At 32.4% G+C, this 12,128-nt stretch carries 11 protein-coding genes; 9 read left to right on the plus strand and 2 right to left on the minus strand.

The features are described from left to right. Positions 1-79: 79 nt before the first annotated feature. The 6 genes from ACR9ES_RS06495 to murI all read left to right on the plus strand — a co-directional run bounded on the left by ACR9ES_RS06495 (position 80) and on the right by murI (position 6,326). Positions 80-760, plus strand: coding sequence for a DUF6089 family protein (locus ACR9ES_RS06495; protein ID WP_435255550.1), 681 nt, complete (start codon positions 80-82; stop codon positions 758-760). Positions 761-762: 2 nt separating this feature from the next. Beyond that, positions 763-1,515, plus strand: coding sequence for an isoprenyl transferase (locus tag ACR9ES_RS06500; RefSeq protein WP_274633267.1), 753 nt, complete (start codon positions 763-765; stop codon positions 1,513-1,515). Then, the gene (gene bamA / locus ACR9ES_RS06505) at positions 1,508-4,051 is read left to right on the plus strand and encodes an outer membrane protein assembly factor BamA (RefSeq protein ID WP_435255551.1); all 2,544 of its coding nucleotides are present in this window, start codon (positions 1,508-1,510) and stop codon (positions 4,049-4,051) included. The genes ACR9ES_RS06500 and bamA overlap by 8 nt, the downstream gene beginning before the upstream one ends. Before the next feature lie 61 nt (positions 4,052-4,112). Next, the gene (locus tag ACR9ES_RS06510) at positions 4,113-4,919 is read left to right on the plus strand and encodes an OmpH family outer membrane protein (RefSeq protein ID WP_435255552.1); all 807 of its coding nucleotides are present in this window, start codon (positions 4,113-4,115) and stop codon (positions 4,917-4,919) included. A gap of 37 nt (positions 4,920-4,956) precedes the next feature. Then, positions 4,957-5,466: an OmpH family outer membrane protein gene (locus ACR9ES_RS06515; RefSeq protein WP_274633270.1), complete on the plus strand. Its 510-nt coding sequence runs from the start codon at positions 4,957-4,959 to the stop codon at positions 5,464-5,466. Between the two features lie 65 nt (positions 5,467-5,531). Beyond that, positions 5,532-6,326 carry a glutamate racemase gene (gene murI / locus ACR9ES_RS06520; protein WP_435255553.1) on the plus strand — a complete coding sequence of 265 codons (795 nt, stop codon included), beginning with the start codon at positions 5,532-5,534 and terminating at the stop codon, positions 6,324-6,326. Here the strand turns inward: murI and ACR9ES_RS06525 are convergent. Both ACR9ES_RS06525 and ACR9ES_RS06530 read right to left on the minus strand, forming a co-directional pair. Further along, positions 6,323-7,309 carry a PorP/SprF family type IX secretion system membrane protein gene (locus ACR9ES_RS06525; protein ID WP_435255554.1) on the minus strand — a complete coding sequence of 329 codons (987 nt, stop codon included), beginning with the start codon at positions 7,307-7,309 and terminating at the stop codon, positions 6,323-6,325. The genes murI and ACR9ES_RS06525 overlap by 4 nt on opposite strands. Before the next feature lie 99 nt (positions 7,310-7,408). Then, a complete protein-coding gene (locus tag ACR9ES_RS06530; protein ID WP_435255555.1) occupies positions 7,409-8,251 on the minus strand; it encodes an AraC family transcriptional regulator in 843 nt (280 codons plus the stop codon). Between the two features lie 155 nt (positions 8,252-8,406). Here ACR9ES_RS06530 and ACR9ES_RS06535 point away from each other — a divergent pair, with 155 nt between their 5' ends. Genes ACR9ES_RS06535 through ACR9ES_RS06545 form a run of 3 tightly spaced genes read left to right on the plus strand, consistent with a single transcriptional unit; the run spans position 8,407 to position 11,999 of the window. After that, on the plus strand, positions 8,407-9,330 hold the full coding sequence (locus tag ACR9ES_RS06535; protein WP_435255556.1) for a dihydrodipicolinate synthase family protein: 924 nt from the start codon (positions 8,407-8,409) through the stop codon (positions 9,328-9,330). Between the two features lie 22 nt (positions 9,331-9,352). Beyond that, on the plus strand, positions 9,353-10,939 hold the full coding sequence (locus tag ACR9ES_RS06540; RefSeq protein ID WP_435255557.1) for an aldehyde dehydrogenase (NADP(+)): 1,587 nt from the start codon (positions 9,353-9,355) through the stop codon (positions 10,937-10,939). 52 nt (positions 10,940-10,991) lie between these two features. Then, on the plus strand, positions 10,992-11,999 hold the full coding sequence (locus ACR9ES_RS06545) for a 4-hydroxyproline epimerase (protein ID WP_435255558.1): 1,008 nt from the start codon (positions 10,992-10,994) through the stop codon (positions 11,997-11,999). Positions 12,000-12,128 lie beyond the last annotated feature (129 nt).

The following is a 12,128-nucleotide window of genomic DNA, read 5'->3' on the forward strand; positions in this document are numbered from 1 at the left end:
AAAAAAAAGTTAATCAAAAAGACGGATTATTAACTTTTTAAAGCAAATTCAATTCCCTATATTTGCACGCTATTTTACAATGAGAGGACTTATTCTATCAATATTATTTGTTTGTTTAGTTGCACCTTTACAATCACAAATTCATGAAATCGGTATTTTTGCCGGTGGTTCTAATTATGTGGGAGATATAGGAAGCACAAACTACATACACCCGAATAAATTCGCTGGTGGTCTTATTTATAAGTACAATTTAAACCCTCGAATTGCACTAAGAGGTACCTACACTTACATTTCAATTTCTGGAGATGATGCCGATGCTAGCAATCCTTATCGTCAAAACAGAGGCTTCAGCTTTTCTAATAACGTACATGAATTTGCTGCTGGTGTAGAATTTAACTTTTTTGACTACAATATTAGTGATTACAGAACCACTTTTACCCCTTATATTTTGGCTGAAATTGCTGCTTTTAACTATAAAAGTCCAGGTTCTCAAACCTCAAACAATACTATTTCTTTAAAAAATAAATTCTCGTATACTTTACCCGTAGGTATTGGTTTAAAAGGAAGATTAGCAGATAACTTTGCTATTGCTTTTGAAGCTGGTGTGCGTTTTACATTTGAAGATGATTTAGATTACACAACAGATAAAATAAACTCATTAGATTTTGGAGGTAATGGAAATGACTGGTATACTTTTTCAGGAGTTTCTATTGTTTACACCTTCGGAAGACCACCTTGTTTCGGTGGAATAGCGGAATAACTATGAAAGAAAAATTACAGCGCATTGATTTACAAAACATACCAAACCACATTGCTATTATTATGGATGGTAATGGTAGATGGGCTAAAAGTAAAGGAATGCAACGTGTTTTTGGTCATCGAAACGCATTAACAGCTATTAGAGAAACTGCTGATACAGCTTCAGAACTAGGAGTAAAATACTTAACTCTTTATGCTTTTTCTACTGAAAATTGGAATCGTCCAAAATTAGAAGTCGATGCTTTAATGAGCTTGTTAGTTACTACCTTAAAAAAAGAACTTCCTGAATTTCAACGTAAAAACGTGAAAATAAATGCTATTGGTAATTTAACTAGCTTACCTAAAAATGCTCAAAAAGTATTAGCTAATGTTATCGATGCTACAAAAAACAACACTAAAATTACGTTAACCTTTGCTTTAAGCTACGGATCGAGGGAAGAAATTGTTAACGCAATCAAAAACATAACCAAAAAAGTTGTTAATAACGAAATAGAAATTGAAAAAATTAACGATAAAATTATAAATAATCATTTATATACGTTTAATTTGCCCGATGTTGATTTAATGATACGTACAAGTGGGGAACAAAGAATCAGTAATTATTTACTTTGGCAAATAGCATATGCCGAATTACATTTTACTGATGTGCTATGGCCTGATTATAGAAAAGAGCACCTTTACGACGCTATACTTGATTATCAAAATAGAGAAAGAAGATTTGGAAAAACCAGTGAACAGATTGAAACCAATGAATAAATATTCGTATTTACTAGTATTTTTTATCACCTTTTTAACGGTGAGTACACAAGCACAAGACCTAACACCTAAAGATAGCACCGCTACAAATATTATATCCTACGAAAAAGGAAAAGAGTATATTTTAGGAGGCATAACTGTAACTGGTTTACAAAAATTTAGCGAACAAACCGTAAGAATTTATACTGGTTTAACTGAAGGACAACCAGTTAAACTACCTGGAGACAAACTTACTAGTGCCATTAAAAAGCTATACGAAAGCAAGCAATTTAGTGAAGTAGATGTATACTTATCTAAACGTGATGGAGAAACTGTTTACCTTCAATTCGATGTAACTGAACTACCTCAATTAACCGATGTTACCATTACTGGTGTAAAAAAAGCACAAGTTAAAGAGATAAAAAAAGAAACAGAATTAAAAAAAGGTACAATGGTTACCGACAACCTTATTGTAACCACTCGTAATTACATTCAAAAAAAATATACCGATAAAGGTTTCTTAAAAACAAAAGTATCTTTAGACACGAAAAAAGACACTACCGATGTTAACACCGTTAGTATGGCTATTTTTATTGATAGAGGTAATCGTGTAAAAATTAAAGAAATCAATTTTAATGGTAACCAAGCTTTATCTAATGCTACTTTAAGAGGCGCTATGAAAAACACCAAACGTAAAATTTTTGGTCGTTTCTGGAAAGCTTCTAAATATATACTAGATGACTATAAAGCAGATTTAGAGAGTATTCTTGAAAAATATAGTGAAAACGGATATCGTGACGCTCGTATTTTATCTGATAAAGTTGTATGGAATGATGACAACACAATTAATCTTGAAATAGACTTAGAAGAAGGACGTCAATATCGCTTTAATGAAATTCTTTTCATAGGAAATAAAGCATACACCGATGAGCAATTAAGTAGTTTATTACGAATTGACAAAGGAGATATTTACAACGGAAAAGTGCTAAAAGAACGTATTTCTGGTGATGGAACTCCTAATTCTCAAGATATTCAAACCTTATACCACAACAACGGATATTTATTTTCTCAAATAAACGCCATTGAAACCAAAGTTGAGAACGACTCAATTACAGTAGAAGTTCGTATTAGAGAAGATGACCAAGCTACCATTAAAAGAGTAAGCGTTGCTGGTAACGAAAAAACAAACGACCATGTAATCTTTAGAGAATTACGTGTAAAACCAGGCGATTTGTTTAGTCGTGAAAACATTATTCGTTCTATCCGTGAAATAGGACAATTAGGATTTTTTGACACCAATGTAACTCCTGATGTAAAACCTGATTATCAAAATAAAACAGCTGATATTGAATTCTCTGTAGTTGAAAAAGGAGGAAGTCAAATTGAACTTCAAGGTGGTTATGGTGGAGGATCTTTCATTGGTACTTTAGGACTTTCTTTTAACAATTTCTCTATGAGAAATATTTTCAACAAAGAAGCTTACAAACCATTACCTATGGGAGACGGTCAAAGTTTATCACTACGTTTACAAGCTAGTAGAACTTATAACACGTATAGTTTTTCTTTTACAGAGCCTTGGTTAGGAGGTAAAACACCTCAATCGTTATCATTCTCTGTATACTTATCAAACCAATATCGTTTCGATTACAACACGTATGATGTAAATAAAAATGAAAGTTTAAGTATTATTGGAGCTTCTATTGGTTTAGGAAAACGTTTAAAGTGGCCTGATGACTATTTTACCCTTTCTCAAAACATTAGTTACCAAAGAATAGAGCTTAACAACTACGGTTATCGTGTAGGTTCTTCTAATGATATTCTTAGTGAAGGAGACTTAAACAACTTAGCTTATAGCGTTGCACTAAGCCGTAACTCTGCAGGTCCTAGTTTAATTTTCCCTACCTATGGTTCAGAGTTCACTTTACGTGCTAAAGCTACATTCCCTTACTCTTTAGTTAACGGAAAAGATTATTCAGAACCTGAAAACCCTACACTTGAACAAAGACAAGCATACCTAGCTGATAAATACAAGTGGTTAGAGTACTATAAAATTTCTGCTAAAGGAAAATGGTACACTGCATTAGCAAATAAATTAGTTTTAATGTCTAATTTTGAAATGGGGTATCTTGGAAAATACAATAGTGAAGTTGGTTTAACCCCTGTTGAAAGATATTTTGTTGGTGGAGATGGTATTGCACAAGGTCAATTAGACGGTCGTGAAACTATCGGATTAAGAGGATACGAAAACAATCGTATTTCTTCTTTAGATGGTGGAGCTATTTATAACAAATTTCAATTAGAGTTACGTTATTCTATTACTGATAAACCTTCAGCATCTATTTATACTTTAGGATTTTTAGAAGCAGGAAACTCTTATGACAATTTTAGCACTTTTAATCCGTTTAAGTTAAAACGTTCAGCAGGAGTTGGTGTTCGTATATTTATGCCTGCATTTGGTTTATTAGGTATCGATTTCGCACATGGGTTCGATCCGTTACCAGGTTTAAGCGAAAAATCAGGTTGGCAAACGCATTTTATAATTGGAAGACAGTTCTAAAACCATACATTTGTAATGTGTCTAGGTTTTGGCACGGTTTTTTCTAAACACATTATACAAGATGAAAAAAAGCATTTTATCAATCGTTCTTTTACTTATTACAAGTATAACTGTTGCCCAGAAAAATCAACGCATTGCGTATATTGATATGGAATATATTCTTCAAAATATTCCAGAATATTTAGATGCACAAAATGCACTAGATGCTAAAGTTGAAAAATGGAAAACAACATTAGATAAAGAAGCCCGTGCCATTGAGGTTTTAAAAACTGATCTCTCTAACGAAAAAGCAATTCTAACCAAAGAATTAATAGAAGAGCGTGAAGAAGACATAACCATTAAACAAGAATCTTTACGAAGGTTAGAATCTTTATACTTTGGTCCGAATGGAGATATGTACAATTTAAGAAAGCAATTAATTAAACCCGTACAAGACCAAGTATACAATGCAGTACAAACAATAGCTTCTCGAAAACAATATGATTTCGTTTTCGATAAATCAAGTGAATTGGTTATGCTGTATTCAAACAAAAAACACGATATTAGCGACCTTGTTGTACAAATGATTAGTATTGATCAGAAAAAACAAGCTAAGGAAGATAAAATAGAAGCTAGAAAAGCATTACTTAAAAATGATAATTTGAGTGATGAACAAAAAGAAAAAATAAAGCTTCGAGAAGATTTACAAAAAAAGAGAGAAGAAGACAGGCTTGCTAAAATTAAACAAATTGAAGAAAAAAGGCAAGAACGCTTAAAAGAAAGAGCAGACAAAAGAAAATTATTACAAGAAAAAAGAGCTGCATTATTAAAAGCTCAAGAAGAAGCTAAAAAGAAAAAAGAACAAGAAGATCAAGAAGAGAACAAATAAATCAAGAATAAAGAACATTAATTAAATTAAAACAAAGATGAAACATTTAAAAACGTTATTATTAGTTGCAATTTTTACTGTTGGATTAGGTGGTGTGGCAAATGCGCAAAAAACTGCACATATTAACACAGATAAATTATTAGCTGAAATGCCTGCAACAAAAGCTATGAAAGCAGAGTTAGAAAAGCTAAACAAAACATACCGTGACGACATTGAAACTATGTACAAAAAACTAGAGGCTAAGATTAAAAAATACGAAGCTGAAGGTAAGAGTCAAACTCAAGAAGAAAACCAAAAAAGAGCTATTGAAGTTCAACAAGACAGACAAAAGATAGCGCAAGCTGAGCAAGCTGCAGGTCAAGAAATGCAAAAGAAGTACCAAGAAAAAACGATTCCTATCTTACAAAAAGCTGAAGATGCTATTAAAGCTGTAGCTGCTGAAAAAGGAATTATCTATGTTTTTGATGCTGCTCCAGGTAAAGGTTTAATCGTTTACGAAAAAGGAGAAGATATTTACGACGCTGTAAAATCTAAATTAGGTTTCTAAGAAACAACAAATATTTTATAAAAAAATCCTGCTGAAAACAGCAGGATTTTTATTTTTGTTATACTATGAATAGCACACAAAAACCTATTGGTATTTTTGACTCTGGTATAGGAGGTACTTCTATTTGGAAAGAGATTCATCAACTCTTACCAAATGAAAATACTATATACCTTTCTGACAGTAAGAATGCCCCTTACGGTCAAAAGTCAACGCAAGAAATTGTTGACCTGTCTGTTAAAAACACAGAGTTTTTAATAAAAAAAGGAGCCAAAATTATTGTGGTTGCTTGTAACACCGCTACTACCAATGCTATTCAATATTTAAGAGCAAATTATGATATTCCCTTTATAGGAATTGAGCCAGCAATTAAACCAGCTTCTTTAAAAACAAAAACAGGCACTATTGGAATATTAGCTACTAAAGGAACACTAAACAGTGCTTTATTTGAAAAAACGACCTCAAAATTAAGTGATCAAATTACCATAATAGAACAAGTTGGTGAAGGTTTAGTTGAGTTGATTGAAAATGGAAAAATGGAATCTGAAGAAATGACTTCTTTGCTAGAAAAGTACATCAATCCAATGCTAGAAAATAAATGTGACTACATTGTTTTAGGATGTACTCATTATCCTTATTTGCTTCCTCAAATACGAAAAATAACTGGTGAAAATATCCAAATTATAGATTCTGGTGAAGCTGTGGCAAAACAGGTTAAAAATGTGCTCTCTCAACAAAACCTTGTTAATAATAGCACTAACAACCAGTCATTAAACATCTTCTACATTAATAAAGATAAATCTGTTTTAGAAAATATCCTTAAAGATTACAAAAACAGTAATATTGACTATTTAGATTTTTAATACGTAAAACTTCCGTTGATATTCGGACACGCTGCTGCTCTTCTTTTTGTACAGAAAAGATTTAGTCCTAAAGACAATTGGTGAAATCCTCCATTCGAAAAGACTATATCTCCTGTTTGTTGCGTGTATGTATAAGCAAACATCCAGTTTTTATAATTCACCCCTGCAATAGGTGTTATGTATTGAGAATTTCCAAAAATGCTACTATCAAAGCTTCTTCTATACGATAACGCTGCCCACAATTGCATGTTTTCAAGAGTTTTATATACCTTAAAGTTTATATCTCCTATTTTCTCTTGAGTTTGTTCTTTATATTGAAACATGAAAGATGGTTCAAATTGTAGCTTTTCTCTATCTCCAAAGAAATAGCCTCCTCCTAAAATATAATTTCTAAGATTTGGTGATTCAAAATTGGAATCCAAGTTATTTTTTGCTGATAAAAAGATATTTTTTATGGTAAAATAAGATGACAATCCATTCTTATGATATGCCATACCAAAATCTGCATTAAAATAGAAATCACTTTCAATTACCTGATTAACCGCAGGATCATTTATAAAAGTTCGTTGATCTCTTTCATTTTGAACTACAGAAAACGATAATCCAAATGACAACTGGTTAAACAAATTTTCATTCCCCATATCTATATGATAAGCATAGGTACCTTGAATTCCTTTTTGTGAATGATATCCATTTTTATCGTTAAAAAGAATAATACCTAAACCAGTATTGGAATATTCTCCTAATTTGGTATGAAAACTAGCTGTTTGTAACGAAGGAGCATTATCTACTCCTAACCATTGTTGACGAGCTGTCAAACGTATTTTACCACAATCGCCTATTCCAGCTGCAGCAGGATGCAATAAATACACATTATCTGATAAATAATCGGCATAAATAGGTAATGTTTCCTGTGCAGTAACTACAGAAGACATTAATGAAACTAACAATGTTAAATAAGCAATTCTTTTACTAAGAAACATAACTTGATGATATAAACATCAAATATAGTTAAGAGGCATTAAAATTTATGTTAATTTTTAAAAACATCATTATTTTGACTTTACAAAAACTCATTTTCATCAGTTATTCTTTCTAAATATTGATGGACTCATACTTTTTACCTCTTTAAATTTTCGATTAAAATTAGACAGATTGTTAAATCCACACTGATACGCTATTTCACTAATCGCCATACTTTTATCAGAACTTAATAGTTTGCAAGCATTTTCAATACGCAATTCATTTAAAAAAGTAAAGTAGGTTTTGTTTGTTCGTTGCTTAAAATATCGACAAAAGGCATTGGGAGTCATGTTGGCTTTTTCAGAGATTTCATATAAATCGATATTTTTATTAAAATGATTTATGGTAAAATCCATAATGTCTCGCATACGCTTTCCTTCATTATCAGTATATTTTTTAGGGTAAATAAAACTTGCCAGTTCTTTGGTTTCAGCATCAATAATTATTTTTAAAATTTGAAGTAAACCTATAAAACGTTCTAGATTGGTTGCCTTTTGTAAACTCAGGAATAAATTAATCACTTCTTCCTTATATGTTGAAAGTTTAAATCCTATTACAGATTTTTCAAAAAAAGGAATTAACTCTATAAAATCATCTAGCAGAAAAAAATCCTTCCCAAAAGAATCTTTTGTAAAAAACAATGAAATCATAAAAGACTCATTTATTTTTGAAGCATCGCTTTTAAAAACATGCGGTAAATTACTCCCAAGTACTAAAACATCTCCAGACTCATATTTATTAATTGTATCACCTACAATTAAAGTCCCTTCTCCTTTGACAATAACACTCAATTGTATTTCTTCATGCTGATGTAATTTATCATAAAAATATTGCTCACAATCTTCCTGATAAATCAATCCTATATTATGAGTTTTGGGTATTTGAAATGGTAAAACTTTCATTAATAATTTTCTTATTTATTTTCAAAAATATGCAAATACTATTAACTAAACACTCAAAATAAACAAAAAAAGATAATATTATATTACTATAAGATAATTTGACGTTAAAAGAGACTTCCTATTCCTTATAACTTTGCATAAAAAACAATATTACCATGAGTATAAATTGGAAAGGTGTGATGCCTGCAGTAACTACAAAGTTTACAAATGAAGATACTTTAGATTTACACATGTTTGAAGTTAACATTAAAGCACAACTAGAAGCTGGTGTACACGGAATTGTCTTAGGAGGTACTTTAGGAGAAGCCAGTACTTTATCTGACGACGAAAAAAGAACATTGACTAAAACTACGGCTCAATTAGTTAACAATCAAGTTCCAGTTTTAATAAATATAGCTGAACAAACTACCAAAGGAGCTATTGAAGCAGCCCAAAAAGCGGAAGAAGATGGAGCCAACGGTTTAATGATGCTCCCTCCTATGCGCTATAAATCTGGTGACAGAGAAACTGTTGAGTATTTTAAAGCTGTGGCTAACAATACATCACTTCCTATTATGGTGTATAACAACCCGGTAGATTATAAGATTGAAGTTACTTTAGACATGTTTGAAGAACTACTAAAATGTGACAACATTGAAGCTGTTAAAGAATCTACCAGAGATACCACAAATATTACTAGAATTAAAAATCGTTTTGGCGATCGTTTAAAAATTATGACAGGAGTTGACACCATTGCTTTAGAAAGTTTACTAATGGGTGCTGACGGTTGGATAGCTGGTTTAGTTTGTGCCTTTCCAAAAGAAACTGTAGCTATTTACGAATTACAAAAAGCTGGTCGTATACAAGAAGCATTAGAAATTTATCGTTGGTTTTTACCATTGTTAGAATTAGATATAAACCCTAAATTAGTACAAAATATTAAGTTAGCAGAAGTAGCTACGGGTATTGGAACTGAAAATGTGCGAGCACCTCGATTACCTTTAATAGGTGAAGAACGTAAACATGTTTTAAAAGTGATAGAAACTGGATTAAAAAACAGACCTACATTACCTAATTATAAAGCATTAGCTACTCACTAAGTAAACCATTTTCTCATTATATATGATTACAGGAAAAAACTATATAGGAAATCAATTATCCAACTCAGGAACTATAACTTACAAAACATTCAACCCTGAATTAAATCGGGAAAATGATACTGTTTTTACTGAAGCTACTTCCGAAGAAATTGATAACGCTGTAAATTTAGCTTCTGAAGCATTTAAAACATACAGAACTGTTTCTGGAAAAAGAAAAGCTGAATTTTTAAATGCCATTGCTGATGAAATTTTAGCTCTAGATGAAGAGTTAATTCAAACCTATTGCTCTGAATCTGGTTTACCAGAAGGACGCGCTAAAGGAGAACGAGGCAGAACTGTATTTCAACTCCGTTCTTTTGCTGATTTAGTTTCAGAAGGTTCATGGGTAGACGCTACTATTGACACTGCTATTCCAGATAGAGAACCACTACCTAAATCAGATATTCGCAAACTAAATATTCCTTTAGGACCTGTAGTTGTTTTCGGAGCAAGTAATTTCCCTCTTGCCTATTCTACTGCTGGTGGTGATACTGCTGCGGCTTTAGCTGCTGGTTGTCCTGTGATAGTAAAATCGCACCCTATGCATACTGGTACAGGTGAACTTATTGCTTCAGCTATAATTAAAGCTGCAGAAAAAACAGGAATGCCAAACGGTGTTTTTTCTAATTTAAATTCAAGTGGTATAGAAGTAGGTCAACAATTAGTTTCTCATCCAAAAGTAAAAGCTGTTGGTTTTACCGGAAGTATTCGAGGAGGTAGAGCCTTATTAGACTTAGCTGCTAAACGTGAAGAACCTATTCCTGTTTTTGCTGAAATGGGAAGTATCAATCCAGTTATACTATTACCAAAAGCATTAGAAAATAATGCTGATAGTTTGGCTACCACTTATGCAAATTCTATTACTTTAGGTACTGGACAATTTTGTACCAATCCTGGATTAATTTTAGGAATAAAAAGTGATGGCTTAACTAATTTTATCGATTCTTTAGCTGATAAAATTGTGGAAATTAATCCATCTTGTATGTTACATCCTAATATTATAGGTGCTTATGAGAACAACAAAACCAAAGCGATTTCACAACAAGGAATTACTATTGCTGCAAACTACACTAAAGAAGTACAAGCTAACTATGCTACTCAAATTGTAACTACAGTTGAAGGAAAAACATTTTTAGAAAATCCAACCTTACATCAAGAAGTATTTGGACCTTATTCTATAGTAGTGCAATGTGAAAATAAAGAGCAATTAGAAGAAATTATTTCTAGCTTAGAAGGACAACTTACAGGAACGGTAATTTCTGATGATAATGAAGCTGTAAATTATCCAACAATAATCGCTGCTTTACAAAATAGAGTTGGAAGAATTATTTTCAACGGAGTTCCAACTGGTGTAGAAGTTTGCCCGTCAATGGTTCACGGAGGCCCTTATCCAGCATCAACAGACAGTCGATTTACCGCTGTTGGGGTTAATTCAATTAAACGTTGGGTACGACCATTTAGTTATCAAGATTGGCCCAACAATTTATTACCCAATGAATTAAAGAATGAGAACCCTTTACAAATTTTACGCTCCGTAAACGGTATACTCACAAAAGAACAAGTGATATAATAAACTTTCAATAATTTCTTTAGAAAACATACAAACTGCGATTCAATTTAGTATGAGAAAAACTTTTTTTTGCGTTGATGCACACACTTGCGGAAATCCTGTAAGAGTTGTTGCAGGTGGTGGCCCTAACTTAATTGGAGCCAATATGAGCGAAAAACGTCAACATTTTTTAAAAGAATACGACTGGATTCGAAAAGGGTTAATGTTTGAACCTCGCGGACATGATATGATGAGCGGTTCCATCTTATTCCCTCCTCACAATCCCGAAAATGATTTTGCTATTTTATTTATTGAAACTTCTGGATGTTTACCCATGTGTGGTCATGGAACAATTGGAACTATTACCATAGCTATCGAAGAAGGACTGGTAACACCAAAAATTCCAGGGAAAATAAAAATGGAAGCTCCTGCAGGTTTGGTCGAAATAGAGTACCAACAAACAGATAAAAAAGTAGATTGGGTTCGTTTAACAAATGTTAAAAGTTACTTAGCAGCAGAAGGTTTAACTGTGGATTGTCCTGAACTAGGAGAAATCACTTTTGATGTTTCTTATGGAGGAAACTACTATGCTATTGTAGATCCTCAAAAAAACTTCTCGGGAGTACACAATATTACTGCTTCTAAAATTATACAATACTCTCAAGTTGTACGAGATCGAATCAATGAAAAATACCCGAACATGTTTATTCATCCTGAAAATGACACCATCAGGGATGTAACGCATATGCTGTGGACAGGTAATCCTATTGATCCAACATCATCAGGTAGAAATGCTGTTTTTTATGGTGATAAAGCGATTGACAGAAGCCCTTGTGGTACAGGAACCTCAGCTCGTTTAGCGCAACTATATGCTAAAGGAAAATTACAACTTGGCGAAGAATTTATTCACGAAAGTTTCATTGGAAGTAAGTTTATAGGCCGTGTTGAAAAAGAAACTACCTTAGATGGTAAACAAGCTATCATTCCTAGTATTCAAGGATGGGCAAAAGTGTATGGATACAACACCATTGTTATTGATGATGAAGATGATCCATACGCACATGGTTTTCAAGTAATATAAACAAATGAGACAATTAGTTAATGAGTAAATATGCGAATGAAATAGTTTGTAAACTCATTTTCTCATTAGCTAATCAACTAATTAAAATAATTTATAAGCAACGACATGTCATCTCGAGCGTAGTCGAGA

Source organism: Tenacibaculum sp. A30, assembly GCF_051200845.1.
In the GTDB taxonomy this organism is placed as follows: Bacteria; Bacteroidota; Bacteroidia; order Flavobacteriales; family Flavobacteriaceae; genus Polaribacter.

What these genes read in the sequence shown, in the direction of transcription:
- ACR9ES_RS06495 (WP_435255550.1), top strand. Translation starts at nt 80, where the DNA reads ATGAGAGGACTTATTCTATCAATATTATTTGTTTGTTTAGTTGCACCT.
- ACR9ES_RS06500 (WP_274633267.1), top strand. Translation starts at nt 763, where the DNA reads ATGAAAGAAAAATTACAGCGCATTGATTTACAAAACATACCAAACCAC.
- bamA (WP_435255551.1), top strand. Translation starts at nt 1,508, where the DNA reads ATGAATAAATATTCGTATTTACTAGTATTTTTTATCACCTTTTTAACG.
- ACR9ES_RS06510 (WP_435255552.1), top strand. Translation starts at nt 4,113, where the DNA reads ATGAAAAAAAGCATTTTATCAATCGTTCTTTTACTTATTACAAGTATA.
- ACR9ES_RS06515 (WP_274633270.1), top strand. Translation starts at nt 4,957, where the DNA reads ATGAAACATTTAAAAACGTTATTATTAGTTGCAATTTTTACTGTTGGA.
- murI (WP_435255553.1), top strand. Translation starts at nt 5,532, where the DNA reads ATGAATAGCACACAAAAACCTATTGGTATTTTTGACTCTGGTATAGGA.
- ACR9ES_RS06525 (WP_435255554.1), bottom strand. Translation starts at nt 7,309, where the DNA reads ATGTTTCTTAGTAAAAGAATTGCTTATTTAACATTGTTAGTTTCATTA.
- ACR9ES_RS06530 (WP_435255555.1), bottom strand. Translation starts at nt 8,251, where the DNA reads ATGAAAGTTTTACCATTTCAAATACCCAAAACTCATAATATAGGATTG.
- ACR9ES_RS06535 (WP_435255556.1), top strand. Translation starts at nt 8,407, where the DNA reads ATGAGTATAAATTGGAAAGGTGTGATGCCTGCAGTAACTACAAAGTTT.
- ACR9ES_RS06540 (WP_435255557.1), top strand. Translation starts at nt 9,353, where the DNA reads ATGATTACAGGAAAAAACTATATAGGAAATCAATTATCCAACTCAGGA.
- ACR9ES_RS06545 (WP_435255558.1), top strand. Translation starts at nt 10,992, where the DNA reads ATGAGAAAAACTTTTTTTTGCGTTGATGCACACACTTGCGGAAATCCT.